This is a genomic window from Mesorhizobium sp. WSM4311 (assembly GCF_002295115.1).
Lineage (GTDB): Bacteria > Pseudomonadota > Alphaproteobacteria > Rhizobiales > Rhizobiaceae > Mesorhizobium.
Map to the genome: position 1 here is coordinate 36572 of NZ_NSFV01000011.1, position 19862 is coordinate 56433.

The following is a 19862-nucleotide window of genomic DNA, read 5'->3' on the forward strand; positions in this document are numbered from 1 at the left end:
AAGTAGACGCCAGGACCGCCGCATTGATCGCACGCGTTTCCGACTCTGCAACGCTCCTACGGTCGCCTCTGCCACATCGTCCACATAAGCCGGTCGCAATCTTGGGCCGTGACCGAACATCGGATAGCAGTGTGCGCGAAGGCAAGCAGCTTGTTTTCGAGAAGCTTCAGAAGAATGCTGCCGACGACCGCAGCTTTTCTGAACCTGCTCAAAGCTCCAGAAAATCGTGGGCAATTGTGTTCCGCTCCTCGTCACGGAAGCCGGCCCTGAGATGCTGCAGGTTGAATGGGCTCGCGCGCAGCAGGCTCTCGAGGCCGCCAACGTGCTGGAAGATGTCAACGAGAAGCGACGGCGCTTGGCGGCGCGACAGAACCTTCCGTAGGCCACTTGGGGGTCCGCTGCTTTGAGCTTGCGCAAATATCGGCTATTCATTGGACCTTGAAGGTAAATCCGTGTTCCGCCACCAGACAGATCATGGATGTGTTGGGTCACGATGAAATCGATCACGCGGGCGGAAAGCAGTCGACGCGCACATGCCTGATTGGCCTGCCACCGGAGATCGCCTCTGCCGCGCGCGCTATTCCCTGAGCATCGATGCCATAGTGCCGATAAAGATGGGCGATAGTGCCGGTCTGCCCGAAATGCTCAACGCCAAGCGGTCGAACGCGGTGACCCGCGACAGATCCCATCCAAGCAAGTGTCACCGGATGACCGTCAACGACTGTGATCAGCGTGCAGTTCGTAGGCACCTGGTCCAAGAGTCTCTCGACATGGCTTCTTGCGTGAATAACGCCACGTTCTCGCGCAAGTAGGGCCGCGGTCCAGCCGGCGTTGAGCCGGTCGGCCGAGGTGACAGCAAGCAGCCCGACATCTCGCCTGTCCTCGCCCATCAAGCCAACTGCCTCAATGGCTTCGGGAGCAACGGCCCCGGTGTAAATCACCACGACTTCCGAGTTCGGACCAGGCTCGCGCATCCAGTAGCCGCCGTTGACGATATGCCGGGAAAGCTCCGGCCCGATCTCGCGGCTCGGCTGTTCGATCGAGCGCGTAGACAGCCTGCAATAGACAGAGCCGCCAACGGCGTCCCGTAGCCAGGTGGTTTCATCGGGCTCGGCATCTCCCGAGCGCTGAACATAGTCAAACGAGAACCGCATGATCGTCGCCAGCTCGTCGACGAAGGCGGGCTCGAAAGTGGCCAGACCATCCTGCGCCATACCGATGAGCGGCGTTGCTATCGACTGGTGGGCGCCGCCTTCCGGCGCCAGCGTCACGCCTGAGGGTGTCGCGGCCACGATGAAGCGAGCGTCCTGGTAGCAGGCGTAGTTCAACGCATCGAGCCCGCGCTCGATGAATGGGTCATAGAGCGTTCCAACCGGCAACAGACGTTCGCCGAAGACCGAGTGTGAAAGGCCGAGCGCCGAAAGCAGGATGAAGAGATTCATTTCGGCAATGCCGAGTTCGATGTGTTGTCCCTTGGGTGAGAAATCCCAGTTGAAAGTCGATGGAATTCGTTCCTTGCGAAAGAGATCGGCCATCTCGTTGCGCGCAAACAGCCCACGGCGGTTTACCCAGGCGCCAAGATTGGTCGAGACGGTGACGTCCGGCGACGTCGTAACGATGCGCCTCGCGAATTCGTCCTCCCGCTTGCTGATCTCATGCATCAGCAAGCCGAAACCCTGCTGGGTCGACATTTGCGGTTGCAGAGGCACATTTAGGACGGCAGGCACATCGATATGGACCGATGTGTAGCGTCTTCTGCCTTTGGCATTGAAGGGGGCGTTGCGGACAAAATCAGAGATATCCGACACTTGCGAAAGACCTTCGTAAGGTTCCCACTCCCTGCCCGCCCTGACGCCGTGTGCAGCGCGCAACTCGTCAATCTGGGCCTTGGTCATCAGCCCGGCATGATTGTCCTTGTGGCCGGCCAGCGGCAAACCAAAGCCCTTGACGGTGTAGGCGATGAAGCAAACCGGTCGATCATGCGTGCGCGCGTTGGCGAAGGCCTCGACCAGTGTCGGCAAGTCGTGACCACCTAGATTGGTCATCAGCCGAGCCAACTCTTCGTCGCTGCGGCTCTCTATGAGCTTGGATACCGCACCCTGGTCGCCGATATCGTCAAGCAGGCGTTTTCGCCACGCCGCGCCGCCTTGATACGTCAGCGCGGAATAGAGCTGGTTAGGACAATGATCCAGCCATTGTTTGAGCGTCGCGCCGCCCGCCTCTGAGAAAGCCGCTTCCAGCAAGTGGCCGTATTTGACCAGGACCACGTCCCAGCCGAAGTTCCTGAACAGCGACTCGAACCGTTCCCACAGGCCTTCGCGCACGACCGCGTCGAGGCTTTGCCGGTTGTAGTCCACGATCCACCATGTGTTGCGAAGGCCATGCTTCCACCCCTCCAGAAGCGCCTCGAAGATATTGCCCTCGTCCATCTCGGCGTCGCCGATCAGGGCGACCATCTTTCCAACCGGCAGTTGCGCGCCCAATCCCTTGGCGTGAAGATAATCCTGCACAATCGACGCAAACAGCGTCTGGGCAACGCCCAGGCCAACGGAACCGGTCGAGAAGTCGACGTCGTCGGCATCCTTTGTCCGCGAGGGATAGGATTGGGCCCCTTTGTAGCCGCGAAAATTCTCCAGCTTTTCGCGGCTCTGATTGCCGAAAAGATACTGGATGGCGTGAAACACCGGACTGGCGTGCGGCTTGACCGCAACCCTGTCCTGCGGCCGAAGAACCGCGAAGTAGAGAACCGTCATAATCGTCGCCAGCGAAGCGGACGATGACTGGTGGCCGCCGACCTTCAGCCCGTCTTCGTTGGGCCGGATGTGATTGGCGTTGTGGATCATCCAGGTGGAGAGCCACAGCACCTTTTTCTCCAGCGCCGCCAGTTGTTGTGTGTCCATCTTCGCCGCCCTCATTTGACGGACCCGACCATAGACCACCACCAAAAGGGATTTTGGCCAATTTGCGCTGTAAAATGCCACACAATTGGCTATATCAGCGAACCTTGCCGGCTCTGGAGACCAAAAATGTCAAGCATGGCTCTCGATGATATTGACCGCAAGATCCTGACAGTCTTGCAATCCAACGCGCATGCGACAAGCGAGCAACTGAGCGAGGCGGTGGGATTGTCACCGTCCCCCTGTGCCCGCAGGGTCCGCAATCTGGAAGCGGCCGGTGTCATTACAAGCTATGTCGCGATCGTCGATCAGTTGAAAGTCGGATTGCCCATCAGCGTATTCGCCTCGATCAAGCTCGAGCGGCAGCGCGAAGAGGAACTCGACCGTTTCGCGAAGGCCGTCCAACGCTGGCCGGAAATCGTCGAGTGCTACCTGATGACAGGACAGCGTGACTATCTGTTGCGCATTGTCGTAAAGGACCTGCAGGCCTATGAGGCCTTTCTGAAGCGCACCCTCACCCGGCTCGAAGGGGTCGCTTCGATAGAATCGAGCTTTGCCTTGGGGCAAGTGAAGCACGCGCAACCGCTGCCTATCGAGTAGACCCTTGACGTGCGCTTTGGCGGCGTCCCTGGATCAGGGCTTCTCTTTCTTGGCTTTCGCAAAGCCGCGATCGGTCGCGATGAACCGCTCAAGCATCGGCGCGATCAGACGCAAAGGATCAGCAGAGGGTTGCCCCACCTCGCGCCCGAGAATCTCTGCATATCTCACCAGGTCGCGATGCAGCGGAGCCGGCAACTCCACCGTGATCTTGACCGGCCTGTCGTCGGTGATCGCAGCCAGTTTCAACTTGGCCATTCTTCAGCCTCCGTAAGGTTCAAGCACAAGGTCGCGGGTGACGAGGACGCGAACCGGGAATCCCGGTCTGATCGCAAGCGTTGGCGCGATGTCGAGCTGGCGCTGGACGATCTGCTGGCCGACCCGACTGACGCTGTCGGAGGCGCCGTCTCGCAGCGCGCGCGCAATTTCGCTTTCCTGGCCGGACGAGCCCGCCTGCGCGCCGACGCTCAGGAGCGTCGACAGCGTCGCTGCCTTGAACAGCTCTCCCCAATGGTAGTCGACACCATCCTCTAGACCGGCATAGCCCTGCGGATCCGTGCCGGGCTGCCGTTCCAGAACGATGGAGTGTCCATCGGGAAAAATCAGCCGGTTCCAGACAAGCAGCACGCGGCGTTGCCCGAACCCAACCCCGTTGTCGTACTGGCCTACAATGCGTGTTCCCTGTGGAATGAGCAGCGCCCGGCCGGTCGGGCTGTCATAGACATTCTCCGTTACCTGGGCGCTGATTTGGCCGGGCAGATCCGAGCGGATGCCTGTGACGAGCGCAGCCGGGATTACAGCGCCGGCCTGGAGCACATAAGGTGACGCCGGGGGCATGACGCGATCGGGAGCCACGGTCTGGCGATCCGCCGCGGTGTTGAGGAAAGCGGATTGGCGGTCCTGCGCATTCGGCTGGCCGGCCTGCCCGGCGAGCTCGCCGAGGTTTGGCATGGCAAGCGATCCAGATGTATCGGCGATCGTTGCGCTTCCTTGTCCTTCCTGAAAGAAGACATGCGACGTTCTGGCCGCCTCCTCTTCTGCCACCCGGCGCTGCTCTGCCTCGTCCACCGCGGGGGTCGCGATCATCGGTGACTGTCCCTTGTTTTGCGCATCGAGGATCGGCCTGCCGAGATCGCCAGGCAGCGGCGGCCCGAGGATCGGGCCGGAATAGTCGCGCGGCAAGCTTGCCAACCCATCGGCGGGCTGACGATTTGACGTCGAAATCAGCTCGTCGCCTTGTTTGCTCGTGTCGCCGTCCCGCAGAGCGTACACCAGCGCAACGCCAATGCTGAGCGAGGTGGCCAAGCCTATACTGGCGAGCACCTTGCGCGACAGGCGGGTCACGCGCGGCGGGTCGGCGCGAAGCCGCATCGGTTCGGCGGCAACATCGCTATCGGTCATGGCTGCTCCCCTCCGCCTGTTTTTGCGCCGGCCGTTCCAACGCGGCCGACGCTCGGCATTTGCCGCAGCCGGCCCTGTGCTCGTCCGTCGAGTCGGACAATCCTTACCGTCTGCTGCCGCTTGCCGCTGCCAAGACGCAGTTCGGCCGCGCCGAAGAGGCGGTCGACGATCAGGATGTTCTGGTAGACGCGGCTGTTGGCGATCTCGGCTTCGCCGTCCGGGCCGATGACGAAGATCGGCGGCATCTCGCCTTGCACGATTCCACGCGGAAACGCGACATAAACCTTGCGGCCATCGTCAAAGACGCTGACGGGCTTCCAGGGTGGCGCATCGCCTGTCAGGCCGTAGCGGTAATTGCGCGCGGCCATGTCGGGTATCACCGGCGTCGTCGGGATGGCTTGTCGCGAACCGGCCCGCGGCGCCGGGTAGGACCATGCGACGGCGGGCATGTAGGTCTTGGCCCCCGCGCGCAGTTCGAGCATATAGCTGCGCCGATCCGTGGCGATGACGAGATTGGTCTTGATGTCGGCCCGCGAGGGTTTCACCAGGACATGCACGCGCCGGGTAATGCCCGATCCGCTTTCGGTGTCACCGATGATCCAGCGCGCCGTATCCCCTGCCGCGATCGGACCCTCGCCTGCAAGGCTCTCGCCGGGCTCGAGAGCTATGTCGGTTATCTGACCGGGTGAGGCATAGACCTGATAGAGCGCGCCCTCGCTCCAGGGATAGATCTGGATGGCGTTGTAGTAGCCCTTCCGGCGCGGCTCTACACGCGCTACGGCATTGGCGTTCTCCACCCGCGCGGTCGGTGTGTTGCCGGCGCCACCGCCACGCGCGGGAGCCCAGGCCGGGGGCATGAGCAGCGGCCTTGGTCGTTCTTCGCGTGCGATCTTCGGCAGAGCGGCCAAGGGCGGCACATAGGGATCGTAGCGGATGTTCGGCGGCTTTGTTGGCGTCGCGGCGCACCCTGCGAGGAATGCTGCTGCCGACACCAGCGCGGTCGACAGCAGGTATCCTCTGAGTGAAGGGACAGCGACAACACGCAATCTGAGGCTCATTGGCTCATCTCCCGCGACCAGTTGATGGCGTTGACGTAGATTCCGAGCGGATTGGCGCGAAGCCGTTCCGCGTCGCTCGGCGGCTGCATGACGATTGTCAGGATTCCGGTCCAGCGCTCCGTTCCCGAGAGCTGCCCATGGTCGTAGTGCCGCTCGATCCAGGCGACACGAAACGAATCCGGCGAGGCGCGGATGACCGACGACACCTCTACCGAAACCTGCTGCTTGCCGACCTTGGAGAACGGATCGTTGGCGCGAGCGTAGTCGTTGAGCGCGGCGGCACCCTGGTCGGTGGTCCATTCGTAGGCACGCAGCCAGTCCTGGCGCACGATGATCGCATCAGAAGGGATGGAGCGCACCTGTTCGACGAAACGGGCGAGATGCCACGCAATCTGAGGATCGGTCGGCTTGTAGCCGGCGATCGCGGGCGCGGTCGCCTGCGCCTGTCCCAGCGCATCGACCTGCACCACCCAGGGCACGACAGTGCCACGCGCCGACAGCCAGACAAGGGCGGCGGCGAGGCCGGTCGACAGGATCAGCGACCCGAAAGCCATGGCACGCCAGTTCCTTGCCTGAACGCGCGCGGAACCGATGCGCTCATCCCAGATTTGCGCTGCCTTCTGATAAGGCGTTTCCGGTCGAGGGATCTTGCCGTAGTGAACGGCTGGGCGCCGAAAGACATTCATTGGTTATTCGCCTTCAGAAAGAGAAATCGAAGCGCCGCCGCCGTGGCTGTCGCCGCCCCGCACGGCATGGGCGGCAGTCTGGGCGCCGTGTGACAGACGCTGGGATCGCTGCAGGCGTTTGGCCCATTCGGGCTGGGTGCCGGATGGATTGCCGACCCAGGAAGAAGGAACCGTAGGCGGCGAAGCGGCATTGCCAACCGTACCCATGGTTGAAGATCCACCAGTGATCCCGGCCGCCGAACTGGCGCCGGCGGTGAAGCTCGCCTTGAATGACTGGCCGGCGCGTGCCGCGGCGCGCTTGAGTGGTGAAACGGCAGCGGAGGCGCCGGCGCTTGCGATGCCGCCCGCGCCGGAGGCGAGGCCGGCGGCGCCGGCCTGTCCGGCCGCCGCGAGCATGAAAGCCGCCGAGCCGCCACCGGCGAGCGCGGTCGCGCCGCGCGCTGCCGACGCCGCTCCCGACAACGCTGACGCCCCGCCCCGCGCCGCCAGACCGGCTGCGCCGAACCCGGCAAGCGTCATGCCACCCGCTGCAAGACCGGTGGCGACGGCCGCGCCGGCGCCGAGCTGCGGTCCGCCTGAGACAATGCCGTTCGCGATCCCGGGGCCGAATATGCCGAGGCCAAGCAACGACAGCGCCGCCAGAACAATCGCCATGGCTTGATCGATGGTCGGGCTCTCGCCGCCAAAGCCTTGGGTAAATTCCCCAAACAGCGTCGAGCCGATACCGATGACGACGGCCAGCACCAGCACCTTGATACCGGACGAGATGACGTTGCCAAGCACCCGCTCGGCCATGAAGGCCGTCTTGCCGAAGAGACCAAACGGGATGAGGACGAAGCCAGCCAGCGTCGACAGCTTGAATTCGATCAGCGTGACGAAAAGCTGCACGGACAGGATGAAGAAGGCGAGCAGCACCAGCGCCCAGGCGAAGAGCAGGCAGGCGATCTGGATGAAATTCTCGAAGAAGGAGACATAGCCCATCAGGCCCGAGATGGCTTCGAGCAACGGCCGCCCGGCATCGAGGCCGGTTTGCGCCACCTTGCCGGGCCGCAGCAGGTCCTCGACCGTGAAGGAGGTGCCGCTGGCTTTCAGGCCAAGACCTGAGAAACTTTCAAAAACGACGCGCGCCAGGCTGTTCCAGTTGGAAATCAGATAGGCGAAGACACCGACGAAAAGCGTCTTCTTGATGAGCCGGGCCAGAATGTCGTCATCGGCGCCCCAGCTCCAGAAAAGCGCGGCAAGCGTCACGTCGATGACGATGAGCGTGGTAGCGACGAAGGCGACTTCGCCGCCGAGCAGGCCGAAGCCGCTGTCGATATAGCGCGTGAACGTAGCGAGGAACTGGTCAATGACGCCGGTGTTGCCCATGTCTATCGTTTCCCTTGGCCACTCGAACCTGGGGCGCCCAATGCCTGGCCCGCCGACGGTGATCTGAAGCCGAGGAAGCGATCACGTTGCGCGGCCCACAGGCGCGAACAATCCTTGTCAAGGAGCGCGGCCTCGCCAAGGCTCTGGCAGTGGCGAAGGCCTTCACGCAGCGCACTTGGCGCCAGCGTGACCGGGGCCGGCGAACCAGAACCGTCCGGCGTTTGCCTGTCGCGGGTCATTTCGAGCGGGGCAGCCGCGATCGCCGCCGCGACGAAGACGACGGCGCCCAGGCGAAGGAGTATCTTGCCATCCACGTCGCGCAACCTCAGCGGTTGAACATCGCGCCATTGCCGGCCTGGTAGCCGGATCCGGCGCGCAAAAAGCGACGACGCTGCTCGCGTCCCTGTTCGGCGGCCGCGGAGCGTTCCGCTTCGCTCAACGCCGCGGCGCGGCCGTTGGCGGCGACAACAGCCGTCAGGTCAGCGAGCTGCTGGGCCTGCAGCGCCAGAAGCTGATTGCCGGCTTGCGTCGCCTGCAGCGCGCCCGTCGCCGATTGGCTGGCTCCGACCAGCGACGACATCTGCACGCGGTTGGTGTCGATGTTTGCGACGGCTCCCGCCTGCACACGCATGGCGTCCTGAAGACCACCGACTGTATTTTGCCATCGCGAGCGCGCGTCCGCGACAAGCTGCTGCTCCGGCGCGGACAGGGAAACCTTCCCGTATTTCTCCTGGAACATCCTGTCGACCTGCTCGACATTGAAGGCGATGTTCTGCGCCTGGTTGAGCAGCTGTTGCGTGCGTTGTACCGATTGCTGCAGCGCCTGCAGTGAAGAGAAGGGCAAGCTCGCGAGATTGCGGCCCTGGTTGATCAGCATCTGCGCCTGGTTCTGCAGCGAGGTGATCTGGTTCGTCACCTGCTGAAGCGACCGCGCGGCCGTCAGAACGTTCTGGGCGTAGTTGGAAGGATCGAAAACGATGAACGCCTGGGCTGGCGTTGTCAGCAGCACCGGTGCGATCGCGAGCGGCGCGCAGAGCATGGCGCCAAGGGCAAGAGAGCGCGCGCGCAAACGATAAGTATTCATGACTGAGACTCCTTTTGCGTTTGTAGGTTCAGGTTAGAAAGCCCGGCAATGAGGTCAGCGGCCCAGCCAACGTCTCGGGCGCGCAGCCAGGCCGGCAGGAAGTCGTCGCGACCATGTTCGGCCACGATGCTGGCGATCAGGGCCTGATCCGCCTTGGAGGATGCAGCGCAAAGCGCGAGGCCGATTTCGGAGAGGCCCAGTTCGAACAGCCGATTGCCGCGCCGCGACTGGCAGTAATAGTCGCGCTTGGGCGTCGCGCGCGCCAGGATTTCTATCTGGCGATCGTTGAGACCGAAGCGGCGATAGATATCCGTGATCTGCGGCTCGATCGCGCGCTCGTTCGGCAGCAACAGCCTGGTCGGACAACTTTCGATGATCGTCGGCGCGATGTTCGAACTGTCGATGTCGGACAGCGACTGGGTGGCGAAGACGACGCTGGCGTTCTTCTTGCGCAACGTCTTCAGCCATTCGCGCAATTGACCGGCGAACCCCGCATCGTCGAGGGCAAGCCAGCCTTCGTCGATGATGAGCAGCGTCGGACGGCCGTCGAGCCGGTCGCCTATGCGATGGAACAGGTAGGAGAGCACGGCTGGTGCGGCTTGCGTGCCGATGAGGCCCTCGATTTCGAACGCCTGCACGGATGCGTGTCCGAGATGTTCGGTCTCGGCGTCAAGCAGCCGGCCGTAAGGGCCGCCAACACAATAGGGGCGCAGCGCCTGCTTCAGCTCATTGGCCTGCAACAGCACGCTAACGCCAGTGAGGGTGCGTTCCTCGACCGGCGCCGACGCAAGCGATGTCAGCGCGGCCCAGATATGCTCCTTGGCATCTGGATTAATCTGGAGGCCCTGGCGTGTGAGCATCGCGACGATCCAGTCGGCGGCCCAGGCGCGCTCATATGTGTCGTGAATGCGGGCCAGCGGCTGCAGCGAAACGGATGCCTCCACGCTCTCGGCAAGCCCGCCACCCAGATCGTGCCAGTCACCGCGCATAGCGAGCGCGGCGGCGCGGATCGAACCCCCGAAGTCGAAGGCGAAAACCTGGGCCTTGTCGTAGCGGCGGAACTGCAGGGCCATCAGCGCGAGCAGCACCGACTTGCCGGCGCCTGTAGGGCCAACGACCAGGGTATGGCCGACATCGCCGACATGCAGGACCAACCGGAATGGGGTCGAGCCTTCTGTCTTGCCGTAAAGCAAGGGAGGACTGACCAGATGCTCGTCCCGTTCCGGCCCCGCCCACACGGCAGAGAGTGGGACCATGTGAGCAAGATTGAGCGTTGAGACGGGAGGCTGGCGGACGTTGGCATAGGCGTGCCCGGGCAAGGAGCCGAGCCAGGCCTCGACGGCGTTGACAGTCTCGATGATTGTCGTGAAGTCGCGACCCTGGATGACTTTCTCGACAAGCCGCAATTTCTCGTCAGCCACGCGCGGGTCGGCATCCCATACAGCGACGGTCGCGGTGACATAGGCCATGCCCGACATGTCGGCGCCGAGTTCCTGCAGCGCCTCGTCGGCGTCCGCCGCCTTGTTGGCGGCGTCGGTGTCGACGAGCACGGACGTCTCGTTGGTCATCACCTCCTTGAGGATCGAGGCAATGCTCTTGCGCTTGGCAAACCACTGGCGCCGGATCCTGGTCAGGAGCCTGGCGGCATCGGTCTTGTCGAGCAGGATCGCCCGCGTCGCCCAGCGGTACGGGAAGGCGAGCCGATTGAGATCGTCAAGCAGGCCGGGCGTTGTCGCGGTCGGGAAGCCGACGATGGTCAGCACGCGAAGATGCTGGTGGCCAAGGCGTGGCTCGAGGCCGCCCGTCAGCACCTCATCGGCCACGAGCGCATCGAGGTAGATCGGCGTCTCGGGAACCCGCAACCGGTGGCGTTTGGTCGAGACCGTCGAATGCAGATAGGTCAGCGTTTGTCCGTCATCGAGCCACTGGCATTCAGGCATGAATCCGTCGAGCAGGGACACCACGCGCTCTGTCCGGTCGACAAAGGCGCGCAGGATCGCGCGAGGATCCACGCTTGATTGCTCGCGACCTTCGTAAAGCCATCCTTCGGCACGCGCCGCGTCTTCAGGCGGCGGCAGGAAAAGCAAGGTTAGAAAGTAGCTCGAGACGAAATGAACCCCCGCTTCTTCGAAATCGGCTTTGCGCTCGGCGTCGAGCAGGCCGGAGGCGGCGTCGGGAAACTGGGTCTCGGGATACGTCGCGGCTTCATGGCGCTGCGCCTCGACGAAGATGCTCCAGCCCGAGCCGAGCCGACGAAAGGCATTGTTGATGCGCGAGGCCACCGCAACCAGTTCGGCTGCAACGGCGGAATCGAGATCGGGGCCACGAAACGTCGCGGTGCGCTGGAAGCTGCCGTCCTTGTTGAGCACGACACCGGGCGCGACAAGGGCGACCCAAGGCAGATAATCGGCCAGGCCGCTGGCGGTCCGACGATATTCGGCAAGGTTCATCATGCCGAGACCCTCAAACCGAAAGATGTGCGGGCAGCCGCAGGTGCCGGCGCCCGACTTCGAAAAACAGCGGATCGCGCCTGGCGGCCCAGACCGCCGTGAAATGGCCGAGCGCCCAGATGATGAGACCGACCAGCCAGAGCCTCAGCCCAAGGCCGACCGCACCGGCAAGCGTGCCGTTCAGGATCGCGATGGCGCGTGGCGCGCCGCCAAGCAGGATGTGCTCGGTCAGCGCCCGGTGAACGGGGACCGTCCAGCCCGGCACGGCATCGAGTTGTTCGAAAGCCGTTGCCATCAGATCAACGCCCCGCCACCGAAAGAAAAGAACGACAGAAAGAAGCTCGATGCGGCAAAGGCGATCGAGAGGCCAAAGACGATCTGGATCAGCCGCCTAAAGCCGCCAGAGGAGTCGCCAAACGCCAGCGTCAGGCCCGTGACGATGATGATGATGACGGCGATGATCTTGGAGACCGGCCCTTCGATCGATTGCAGGATCTTCTCGAGCGGCTGTTCCCACGGCATCGACGAGCCTGACGCATGGGCTACCGGCGCGATCATGAAGCTGACGGCAAGGGTGATCCCGGCCGTGGTCGCGAGGTTGCGAGATGCGCGCGCAAGTGTGCGGATCATGAGTTCTCTCCTGTGTTGTTCAAGGTGGCTTCAACGGTGCAGTAGTCGCCATCAGGACCGAGCCCCTCGACGCGCGTGAGTTCGGCCAGCCGCCGTGCGGAACCCCGTCCGGCAAGGACCGCGACAAGGTCGATCGTGTCGGCAATCAGCGCGCGTGGGACGGTGACGACGGCTTCCTGGATAAGCTGTTCCAGCCGGCGGAGCGCGCCGATCCCGGAACCGGCATGCAAGGTGCCGATACCGCCGGGGTGCCCGGTGCCCCAGGCCTTGAGCAGGTCGAGCGCCTCGGCGCCGCGCACCTCGCCGATGGGGATGCGGTCGGGCCGCAGGCGCAACGAGGAGCGAACCAGATCGGAGAGCGTGGCGACGCCATCCTTGGTGCGCATTGCGACAAGGTTGGGAGCGGCGCATTGCAGTTCGCGGGTGTCCTCGATGATGACGACCCGGTCCGTTCCCTTCGCCACCTCGGCGAGCAGCGCGTTGGTCAGCGTCGTCTTGCCGGTCGAGGTGCCGCCTGCAACGAGGATGTTTGCGCGGCCAGCAACGGCGGCGCGCAGGATTGCGGCCTGGCTGCGGGTCATGACGCATGTCGCGACATAGTCATCGAGCGTGAACACGGCGACCGCGGGTTTGCGGATCGCGAAGGCAGGTGCTGCGACGACCGGCGGCAACAAGCCTTCGAAACGCTCGCCGGTTTCCGGCAACTCCGCCGAGACCCGGGGGGAACGGGGATGCACTTCGGCGCCGACATGATGCGCGACGAGCCGCACGATCCGCTCACCATCGGCAGGCGTCAGCGTTTCCCCCGTATCGGCGAGGCCTTGGGAAAGCCTGTCCACCCAGATGCGGCCATCTGGGTTCAGCATCACTTCCACGATAGCGGCGTCGTCAAGGAACCGGGCGATGGCCGGCCCGAGCGCGGTGCGCAGCATGCGCGAACTGCGTGTGTGTCCTTCGGTGTTGTTGTACGAGATGACCATCTTGTTCCCGTCCGAGCCGGGAACACGTCAAAAAGCCCCGGTCGCGGGATGATCAAAAGAGCTGTGGATCAGTCCGATTCAACAGGTTTCGGCAGGCGTCGAGGCGCAGCGTGCAAAGAGAGGCGAACGGCGGCCCCATCGATCCAAGGCCACCAGGCCGGTTCGGGCGTCGGAAAAGGTTCCGTCTAATGTGAACATATGCAATAATAAGTTCATATTTATTGACAGATGACAGTTTCCGCGCCTATGAGAGGCTGGCGATGGCCCTGGTCATACAGGATCGTCCCCATCACCAGACGGAGGATTGCCATGTGGCCAGGTTCGGGAGCGTCAGCCTCTGCGCGTGCAGCCATCCTCGTCAGGTGCACCCGAAGAAAGCCGGCATCGCCGGCGCTACCATCACCATATGCCGTGGAGGGTTGAGACGCCTAGTGAGCACGTTCGAGATCTGGTTGGGCATTTTGCAAGGCGTTCGCACCACGGCGACGGTTACGGCCTATGGCCTGGTCTTTGCGGTTCCGTTCGCGCTGGTCTTCGGCATCGCGCAGTTTCTAACCACCGGTTTAACGCGCTTTCTGGTGACCGCGGTGATCGAGTTCTGGCGCAGTTCCGCCGTCGTCGTCCTGCTCTTTGTCTTTTACTATGTGCTGCCAGTGGTCGGGGTCACTTTATCAGCGCTGACCGTCAGTGCGCTGGTGCTCGGTCTCAACGCCGGCGGCTATGCCAGCCAGGCTGTGCGCGCTGGCCTTCAGTCCCTGCCTGCCGGCCAGCGAGAAGCTGGCATGGCGCTCGGCCTCTCGCGCGCGCAGATCCTGCTCCTGGTCGAACTGCCGCAGGCGCTGGTTGCCATGAGCCCGACCTTCGTCAACACCCTCATACAGCTCGTCAAGGCGACGGCGCTGGTGTCGCTGGTAACGCTGACGGACATGACGTTCCGCGCCAAGGAGATCGCGCAGACCCAGAACAATCCGGTCGCGATCTATTCGGCGCTGCTGCTTGCGTTCTTTGTCGTCTGCTATCCGATCACGCTTGCCGGCCGCTGGCTCGAGGCTCGTGTCAACGTCGAAAAAGGACCGTCGCGTGGGATTTGACGTGGGCTTTGCGTTGTCGACGATCCCGATCATTGTCGGCGCGATTGGTGCCACCCTGTTTGCCACCGTTTTGAGTTGTGTTGGCGCTTCGGCTGTCGGCTTCACCTTCGAAATAATCCGTCGCAGCGGTGGCGCGCCCGGCTTTGCGGTGCGCTTCCTGATCGACTTCATCCGCTCCACGCCGGTTCTGGCCTGGCTCTATTTCATATACTTCGTCCTGCCTTTCTATGGGATCCGTCTTGGTGCCATGACAGTCGGCGTCCTGGCCCTCAGCCTCTACTACAGCGGGTACCTGGCCGAGGTCTTCAAGGCTGGCATTGATGCTATCCCCAAGGGCCAGCAGGAAGCAGCGCGAGCATTATCGCTCAGCCGGCGCGATACGGTGGTTTTCGTCATCGCGCCGCAGATGCTGCGCAACATCGCCGCGCCGCTCGGCAACTACCTGGTATCGATTCTCAAGGCGACGCCTTATCTGGCGGTCCTGGCCGTGCCGGAAATGCTGGGCCGTGCCTTTGATATCGCTTCTGAAACCTATCGATACGCCGAGCCACTGACCGTCGCCGGTTTGCTGTTCCTGGCGCTGGCGCTTGTCGTCTCTTATGGGGTCAAGCGCGTCGAGCAGCGCCTGCTTGCAACTGGACGCCGCTAATGCTCTCTCCCGTTGCGGCCGTTCAGGCAGAACCCCTGGTCCAGATCGAAGGACTGAACAAGTGGTTCGGCGCATTGCATGTCTTGAACGATATCGATCTGACCATCCGCACGGGCGCGCGCATTGTCGTTTGCGGTCCCTCCGGCTCGGGCAAGTCGACCCTGATCCGGTGCATCAACGGTCTTGAGCGCTTTCAGAAAGGAACCATTCAGCTGGAAGGGGTGACGCTCGGACAAAGCGCTCGCAACACCGCCGTTGCGCGGCGGCAAACAGGCATGGTGTTCCAGAGCTTCAACCTCTTTCCCCACCTGAGCGTACTCGCCAACTGCACTCTGGCTTTGCGGCGAGTCCTTGGCAAATCGATGCGCGAGGCGGAGGAGATCGCTATGCATCAGCTGAAAGCGGTGCGCATCCCTGAAAAGGCGAACGCCTATCCCGGCCAGCTGTCTGGCGGTCAGCAACAGCGGGTGGCGATCGCGCGCGCTCTTTGCCTTAATCCCAGCATCATACTTTTCGATGAACCCACCTCGGCTCTCGACCCCGAAATGATCAAGGAGGTGCTCGACGTCATGACCGCTCTGGCGCGAGATGGTATGACCATGGTCTGCGTCACCCACGAGATGGCCTTCGCGCGTGAAGTCGCCGACGAGGTTGTTTTCATGGACGCAGGCCGCCTTGTCGAGCACGCTTCCTGCGAAGACTTTTTCTCAACAGCCGTTCATCCGCGCGCCCGGCTGTTCCTGGATACGATCCTGAGACATTGAGCAGGCCGTTTCGGACGGGCGGAGCGGCAACTGGTCGAGCAACGGCGATTGGTCGCTTGTCGCGGGCAATGCCGGGCGGGTTACCAGTCCGGCGCGAACGCGTAGCCCGCCGACCGGACGGTTCTGATCACATCGCTTCCGACGGCCGCGCGAAGCCTTTTGCGCAACCGTGCGATATGCACGTCGACGCCCCGCACGTCGGTTGCGGCAGCATGTTCCGGCCACGCCGTCGCCACGAGTTCTTCCCGGCCGATAACCTTGCCGGGGTTCGCCAAAAGGCTGCGCAACAGCTTGAACTCGATCGGCGGCATCGTGATTTCCTTCTGCTTGAAGAAGGTTCGGTGGGTCGCTCGTTCCAGACGAAAATCACCCTGCACCAGATCTCCGGTCCCTGTCTCACGCGATAACCGTGCAAGGCCGGCCTTGCCATGCAGCCAGGTCAGAAGTTGCTCGGGCGCGAACGGCCGTGAAAATATCTCGTCGACGCCAGCCTTGATCAGGTCCAGATGCAACTTGCCGGAACGTGGCGCGACCAAGCCCGCGACCGGGATGGCGTTTGTTGCTGGGGTCGACTTCAACCTGATGCACTGTTTTGCGATGGCACGCTCCCCTGGATGGCAGTCCAGGATCACCGCGAGCGGCTTTGCCACCTCGATGAGGCGGGTGACTTCCTTGTCCTCGGTCATTAGCTGCGTGTCGAAGCCCGCGACCGAGAGTATGTGTCCGAAGACCAGAAAGAAATCCGGATCCTGTGAGGAAATCAGGACAAGGGGCCTCATAAGGGGAAAAACCGGGTTCGCCGCGCCATAGGGCTGACTACCGCGCTCGTGGGCCCGACACAATACGCCACACTATCGGCGGTCCGCGAACTCCTTCGCTAACAATCGCGTATCGGCCTGGTCAAGCCTCATCCGCGAGTATGGCGCCGCTGATAGAATAGGCACGGCGCGTCGCTTGGATGGCCTGAAGCGTGACATCGATCAGAAGTGCGACAATGTCACCGTCGGGATGTTCAAGAACCTGGCCCAGCTCTGTCAGGGTCCAGCCAAGGGCGCGCAGACGTTTCGGCCAGAACGCTTCGCAGACAACGCTAATCTGTCGGATTCCAAGTCTTAGAGCCGCTTCGAGAAGACCGCACAGGACCACGCCCGCGACAGGGGAGGAGGCACCTTGGGTACGAAGCGAAGGAATCACGAAGAAACGCGTCCATTCGAATATTTCCGCGGCTCGCGGAGGCGTTCCCCCGGCGAGACCTGGAAATACCTCGCTCATCAAATGCGGCTCCAGCGTTGGGACCAGGCGCGAACCACCGACGATCTTGCCGTTGGTATCAAGCGCGAGAAGATAGAGCGCATGCTCGTTATCGAAGGCGTCGATCTCGATGTTGATGGGGCGCGCGACGGCGCGCCACCGCCTCTGCCTGACGTAGATGTCGTACCTTATGCGAAAATAGCGCTCCAGAAGTTTCCTGTAGTGCTTCCTGTTTGACCAGGTAACCAGATGAATACGGACCATGACGCCTCCAGGCGGAGGTCGTAGGAAACCGCGCTTGGCGCACGTATGACGGTATTCAGGTATTGCTAAATCTGGATTTCCTGCCGTCGCAGAGCTTTGACGATGGCATGCGAGACATTGATCGCATCGAGCTTGCCGCGAATGTTTCGTTGGTGACTCTCGACCGTGTTCCTGGTGACCCCGAGGATGCAGGCAATGTCTTCGTTCGATTTGCCTTGTGCGCTCCACTGCAGGAGTTCGCGCTCGCGCCCTGTCAAAGGCCTGGCATCACTGCCTTGGCCGCTCGCCTCCAGCCCCGAGAGACGTCGGAATGTGTGGACGCAGAGCGTTTCGATAAGAGGCATTGCGCTCAGTGGCACGTCGATCCGGTCGCTCGCCGCCGTGACGACGCCTGGACCCGCCAGCGGTACGTGGATGGGGACACAGATGCCATCTCGCATGCCAAACTCCGCCGCCTCGTCCATCACCAGTTTCGCGCGCGCAATCATCCTTCCTGCCGGAAGGTCGCTCCACAGGAACGGTTGCGGCGAATGCCGGCACTGAGCTACGCAGGGATCATGCAGAAAATGATCTTCCTCAAGGTAGCGGAAAAACCATTCGGGCGGCCAGCCATCGCCCAAAATCTCGCGCTGCCAGGCCGTATCATGCGGCACGGGCAAACCGGTAATGAGGAAATGACGCAATCCGTAGCGCGCCATTGCGGAGCGAAACTCTTGCAGGATTGCAACCGCCGACCGCCCCGTGTCGATCCTTGAGATCGCCGCAAAGAGCTGAGCAATACTATCGTTTTCCATTGGCAGACCTCGACGAAAGTCAGGCCCAACCCCGGCAACAACTTAAGCGAGTAGAGACACGATCTTCAATGGGACTTGCTGCGAATGTATACTGAAGGAGTCAATTAGCCGGCGCAAATACAAAGAAATCTTAGTCGGTTCAATAACCTATCGAATCCGATCGCGTCACTCGGCTGACTTTGAAGCAACCTGCTTCATCACGCGAGCGGGTCGCCGATGTCCTGGGCCTGCCGAGATCAGCGCCGCCGGTTCGACGCCCAAGGCCTTTGCCAGGATTTCGACCGTATCCAGAGTGGCGTTGCGGCGTCCAGCCTCGACGCTGCTGATATAAGCCCGCGTGCGCCCCGAAATGAAAGACAACTGCTCCTGCGAGAGTTTTCTTTCCCTGCGCAGCCGCTGCACGTTCAGACCAAAAACGCCGCGAAGATTCATCAAGCAACGGATGCTACGGCGCACACTCTGGTGCGACACACTATAGTGCACATTCTGCATTGACAGCCGTGCTGCTGGCTGTTTGAAACGACAGGCGAATTCATCGTTCCCTGAAAAAGGAATTGCCATGGCGAGCCTGCCGTTTCGCGAGCTCTTGGGCGACGTGTCGGAGCATTCCCCGGACGACGGGAGCGGACCCGAAGTGGACAAAAGCCGAGTCCAGAAATTCGTCTGCATCCGATGTGGCGTTTCCTACCCCGGCGATCTCGCCATAGACTCCCGGGGGTGCGAAAAGTGTCGTGAGACCGCGCCGGCAAATCTTCGGCCGGTCTATCCGGCCCACCAGCCACATCCCTTCGATGGAGCTACCGCCCAAGGCTCGCTATGGCGTTTCGCGCATATGCTGCCTTGCGCGGCCGAGGAGGCGGTGACGCTTGGCGAAGGTCAAACACCGTTGCTGGCGGCGCCGCGCATCGGCGCCTTTGTCGGCGTGCCAAACCTTGTGATCAAGGACGAAGGACGAAACCCGACCTGGTCGCACAAGGACCGCTTCTCAACAGTGGCCGTCAGCATTGCGCGTGCGCGGGGCGCAAAAATTGTCGCAACCGCCTCTTCGGGAAACGCCGGCGCTTCGCTGGCGGCTTACGCTGCCCGAGCTGGACTGAAATGCATCGTCACCACGTTCGCGGGATCAGCCGGCGCGATGCTCTCGCAAATCCGCAAATACGGCGCGACGGTTGTGCCGCTGGTCAGCAAAATGGACCGATGGTCGCTGCTTGCGCAGGCGGCTGACCGCTATGACTGGTTCATAGCCTCGCCCTATCACGGACCGGTCGTTGGAAGCCATCCACTCGGCATAGAGGGCTATAAAACGATTGCCTACGAGATCGTCGAGCAATCGGGAGGCACCGCGCCGGACTGGTGCGTGCTGCCGGTCTGCTATGGCGATGCCTTGTCCGGCGTCTGGGCAGGATTTTGCGAGCTGTTCGCGCAAGGCGCGATCGCCCGTCTGCCGCGACTCGTTGCGGCGGAAGTGCACGGGTCACTGGCGGCGGCGCTTGCCAGCGGCGCCGATGCACTGCCGGAGCGCCCGATGGCCTTCGAGAGCCTTGCCGTTTCGATCGGCACGCCGCGCAGCACCTTCCAGGCACTGAAGGCACTTCGGGACTCGTGCGGCCATGCCGTACCCGTTGGCAACCAGGGGCTTGTCGCAATGCAGGAGCAGCTTGCCCGCGACGAAGGCATCTTTGCCGAGCTCGCATCGGTCACGCCGCTTATTGCGATCTCTACATTGAGGCGCCAACGCATCATCGCGCCGACAGACCGCGTGGTTGCGGTTGTGACTGCCAGCGGACTGAAGGATCTCGACCGGTCCGTCACGCCGGACAGGAATGATCGGATTTTCCAGACAACCCAGGATGCCTGGCGCTGGCTGGATGCCAATGAGCCCCGGCTCGCCTCCTAGA

21 protein-coding genes are annotated in these 19862 nt (G+C 62.5%); 5 read left to right on the forward strand and 16 right to left on the reverse strand.

The window, feature by feature from the left end:
• Window positions 1-503: 503 nt before the first annotated feature.
• Window positions 504-2900, reverse strand: coding sequence for a transketolase (locus CK226_RS25410; protein WP_095793426.1), 2397 nt, complete (start codon window positions 2898-2900; stop codon window positions 504-506).
• Between the two features lie 126 nt (window positions 2901-3026).
• On the opposite strand from CK226_RS25410, the gene CK226_RS25415 reads away from it, so the two are divergent.
• Window positions 3027-3497 (forward strand): Lrp/AsnC family transcriptional regulator, encoded by a 471-nt coding sequence (locus CK226_RS25415; RefSeq protein ID WP_095774546.1) that lies wholly within the window; start codon window positions 3027-3029, stop codon window positions 3495-3497.
• 33 nt (window positions 3498-3530) lie between these two features.
• Here the strand turns inward: CK226_RS25415 and CK226_RS25420 are convergent, their stop codons facing one another.
• Genes CK226_RS25420 through trbB form a run of 11 tightly spaced genes read right to left on the reverse strand, consistent with a single transcriptional unit; the run spans window position 3531 to window position 13151 of the window.
• Window positions 3531-3752: a DUF2274 domain-containing protein gene (locus tag CK226_RS25420; protein ID WP_095774547.1), complete on the reverse strand. Its 222-nt coding sequence runs from the start codon at window positions 3750-3752 to the stop codon at window positions 3531-3533.
• A gap of 3 nt (window positions 3753-3755) precedes the next feature.
• Complete coding sequence (locus CK226_RS25425) at window positions 3756-4895, reverse strand: TrbI/VirB10 family protein (RefSeq protein WP_095789530.1); 1140 nt, start codon at window positions 4893-4895, stop codon at window positions 3756-3758.
• The gene (trbG, locus tag CK226_RS25430) at window positions 4892-5953 is read right to left on the reverse strand and encodes a P-type conjugative transfer protein TrbG (protein WP_095774549.1); all 1062 of its coding nucleotides are present in this window, start codon (window positions 5951-5953) and stop codon (window positions 4892-4894) included. Before trbG ends, CK226_RS25425 begins: the two co-directional genes overlap by 4 nt.
• A complete protein-coding gene (gene trbF, locus CK226_RS25435) occupies window positions 5950-6639 on the reverse strand; it encodes a conjugal transfer protein TrbF (RefSeq protein WP_095789529.1) in 690 nt (229 codons plus the stop codon). Before trbF ends, trbG begins: the two co-directional genes overlap by 4 nt.
• 3 nt (window positions 6640-6642) lie before the next feature.
• Window positions 6643-8007 carry a P-type conjugative transfer protein TrbL gene (gene trbL, locus CK226_RS25440; RefSeq protein ID WP_095789528.1) on the reverse strand — a complete coding sequence of 455 codons (1365 nt, stop codon included), beginning with the start codon at window positions 8005-8007 and terminating at the stop codon, window positions 6643-6645.
• A gap of 2 nt (window positions 8008-8009) precedes the next feature.
• Complete coding sequence (gene trbK-alt / locus CK226_RS25445) at window positions 8010-8321, reverse strand: putative entry exclusion protein TrbK-alt (protein WP_095774686.1); 312 nt, start codon at window positions 8319-8321, stop codon at window positions 8010-8012.
• An 11-nt stretch (window positions 8322-8332) separates the two neighbouring features.
• Complete coding sequence (trbJ, locus tag CK226_RS25450; protein ID WP_095774552.1) at window positions 8333-9091, reverse strand: P-type conjugative transfer protein TrbJ; 759 nt, start codon at window positions 9089-9091, stop codon at window positions 8333-8335.
• Window positions 9088-11544, reverse strand: a complete 2457-nt coding sequence (gene trbE / locus CK226_RS25455; protein WP_095789527.1) for a conjugal transfer protein TrbE — start codon at window positions 11542-11544, stop codon at window positions 9088-9090. The genes trbJ and trbE overlap by 4 nt, the downstream gene beginning before the upstream one ends.
• Window positions 11545-11554: 10 nt before the next feature.
• Window positions 11555-11836, reverse strand: coding sequence for a VirB3 family type IV secretion system protein (locus CK226_RS25460; RefSeq protein ID WP_095793393.1), 282 nt, complete (start codon window positions 11834-11836; stop codon window positions 11555-11557).
• Window positions 11836-12171, reverse strand: a complete 336-nt coding sequence (locus CK226_RS25465) for a TrbC/VirB2 family protein (protein ID WP_095789525.1) — start codon at window positions 12169-12171, stop codon at window positions 11836-11838. The genes CK226_RS25460 and CK226_RS25465 overlap by 1 nt, the downstream gene beginning before the upstream one ends.
• A complete protein-coding gene (gene trbB / locus CK226_RS25470) occupies window positions 12168-13151 on the reverse strand; it encodes a P-type conjugative transfer ATPase TrbB (RefSeq protein ID WP_095789524.1) in 984 nt (327 codons plus the stop codon). Before trbB ends, CK226_RS25465 begins: the two co-directional genes overlap by 4 nt.
• A gap of 260 nt (window positions 13152-13411) precedes the next feature.
• On the opposite strand from trbB, the gene CK226_RS25475 reads away from it, so the two are divergent.
• The 3 genes from CK226_RS25475 to CK226_RS25485 are packed head-to-tail and all read left to right on the forward strand — an operon-like array spanning window position 13412 to window position 15655.
• Window positions 13412-14242: an amino acid ABC transporter permease gene (locus CK226_RS25475; RefSeq protein WP_245437841.1), complete on the forward strand. Its 831-nt coding sequence runs from the start codon at window positions 13412-13414 to the stop codon at window positions 14240-14242.
• A complete protein-coding gene (ehuD, locus tag CK226_RS25480; RefSeq protein WP_095789522.1) occupies window positions 14232-14891 on the forward strand; it encodes an ectoine/hydroxyectoine ABC transporter permease subunit EhuD in 660 nt (219 codons plus the stop codon). Before CK226_RS25475 ends, ehuD begins: the two co-directional genes overlap by 11 nt.
• Window positions 14891-15655 carry an amino acid ABC transporter ATP-binding protein gene (locus tag CK226_RS25485; protein WP_095789521.1) on the forward strand — a complete coding sequence of 255 codons (765 nt, stop codon included), beginning with the start codon at window positions 14891-14893 and terminating at the stop codon, window positions 15653-15655. The genes ehuD and CK226_RS25485 overlap by 1 nt, the downstream gene beginning before the upstream one ends.
• Window positions 15656-15735: 80 nt before the next feature.
• Here the strand turns inward: CK226_RS25485 and CK226_RS25490 are convergent, their stop codons facing one another.
• The 4 genes from CK226_RS25490 to CK226_RS25505 all read right to left on the reverse strand — a co-directional run bounded on the left by CK226_RS25490 (window position 15736) and on the right by CK226_RS25505 (window position 18525).
• Window positions 15736-16341, reverse strand: coding sequence for a response regulator transcription factor (locus CK226_RS25490; RefSeq protein WP_245437842.1), 606 nt, complete (start codon window positions 16339-16341; stop codon window positions 15736-15738).
• 214 nt (window positions 16342-16555) lie between these two features.
• Window positions 16556-17170, reverse strand: a complete 615-nt coding sequence (locus CK226_RS25495) for an acyl-homoserine-lactone synthase (RefSeq protein ID WP_095789519.1) — start codon at window positions 17168-17170, stop codon at window positions 16556-16558.
• A gap of 65 nt (window positions 17171-17235) precedes the next feature.
• Window positions 17236-17964 (reverse strand): LuxR family transcriptional regulator, encoded by a 729-nt coding sequence (locus CK226_RS25500; protein ID WP_095789518.1) that lies wholly within the window; start codon window positions 17962-17964, stop codon window positions 17236-17238.
• Between the two features lie 165 nt (window positions 17965-18129).
• Window positions 18130-18525 carry a helix-turn-helix transcriptional regulator gene (locus tag CK226_RS25505; RefSeq protein ID WP_348628974.1) on the reverse strand — a complete coding sequence of 132 codons (396 nt, stop codon included), beginning with the start codon at window positions 18523-18525 and terminating at the stop codon, window positions 18130-18132.
• Window positions 18526-18598: 73 nt separating this feature from the next.
• On the opposite strand from CK226_RS25505, the gene CK226_RS25510 reads away from it, so the two are divergent.
• Window positions 18599-19861, forward strand: coding sequence for a threonine synthase (locus CK226_RS25510; RefSeq protein WP_245318244.1), 1263 nt, complete (start codon window positions 18599-18601; stop codon window positions 19859-19861).
• The last annotated feature ends 1 nt before the right edge of the window (window position 19862 follow it).

Coding starts and splice junctions, on each gene's coding strand:
- CK226_RS25410 (WP_095793426.1), bottom strand. CDS start 2,900: ATGGACACACAACAACTGGCGGCGCTGGAGAAAAAGGTGCTGTGGCTC.
- CK226_RS25415 (WP_095774546.1), top strand. CDS start 3,027: ATGTCAAGCATGGCTCTCGATGATATTGACCGCAAGATCCTGACAGTC.
- CK226_RS25420 (WP_095774547.1), bottom strand. CDS start 3,752: ATGGCCAAGTTGAAACTGGCTGCGATCACCGACGACAGGCCGGTCAAG.
- CK226_RS25425 (WP_095789530.1), bottom strand. CDS start 4,895: ATGACCGATAGCGATGTTGCCGCCGAACCGATGCGGCTTCGCGCCGAC.
- trbG (WP_095774549.1), bottom strand. CDS start 5,953: ATGAGCCTCAGATTGCGTGTTGTCGCTGTCCCTTCACTCAGAGGATAC.
- trbF (WP_095789529.1), bottom strand. CDS start 6,639: ATGAATGTCTTTCGGCGCCCAGCCGTTCACTACGGCAAGATCCCTCGA.
- trbL (WP_095789528.1), bottom strand. CDS start 8,007: ATGGGCAACACCGGCGTCATTGACCAGTTCCTCGCTACGTTCACGCGC.
- trbJ (WP_095774552.1), bottom strand. CDS start 9,091: ATGAATACTTATCGTTTGCGCGCGCGCTCTCTTGCCCTTGGCGCCATG.
- trbE (WP_095789527.1), bottom strand. CDS start 11,544: ATGATGAACCTTGCCGAATATCGTCGGACCGCCAGCGGCCTGGCCGAT.
- CK226_RS25460 (WP_095793393.1), bottom strand. CDS start 11,836: ATGGCAACGGCTTTCGAACAACTCGATGCCGTGCCGGGCTGGACGGTC.
- CK226_RS25465 (WP_095789525.1), bottom strand. CDS start 12,171: ATGATCCGCACACTTGCGCGCGCATCTCGCAACCTCGCGACCACGGCC.
- trbB (WP_095789524.1), bottom strand. CDS start 13,151: ATGGTCATCTCGTACAACAACACCGAAGGACACACACGCAGTTCGCGC.
- CK226_RS25475 (WP_245437841.1), top strand. CDS start 13,412: ATGGCCCTGGTCATACAGGATCGTCCCCATCACCAGACGGAGGATTGC.
- CK226_RS25485 (WP_095789521.1), top strand. CDS start 14,891: ATGCTCTCTCCCGTTGCGGCCGTTCAGGCAGAACCCCTGGTCCAGATC.
- CK226_RS25490 (WP_245437842.1), bottom strand. CDS start 16,341: ATGACCGAGGACAAGGAAGTCACCCGCCTCATCGAGGTGGCAAAGCCG.
- CK226_RS25495 (WP_095789519.1), bottom strand. CDS start 17,170: ATGGTCCGTATTCATCTGGTTACCTGGTCAAACAGGAAGCACTACAGG.
- CK226_RS25500 (WP_095789518.1), bottom strand. CDS start 17,964: ATGGAAAACGATAGTATTGCTCAGCTCTTTGCGGCGATCTCAAGGATC.
- CK226_RS25505 (WP_348628974.1), bottom strand. CDS start 18,525: ATGGCAATTCCTTTTTCAGGGAACGATGAATTCGCCTGTCGTTTCAAA.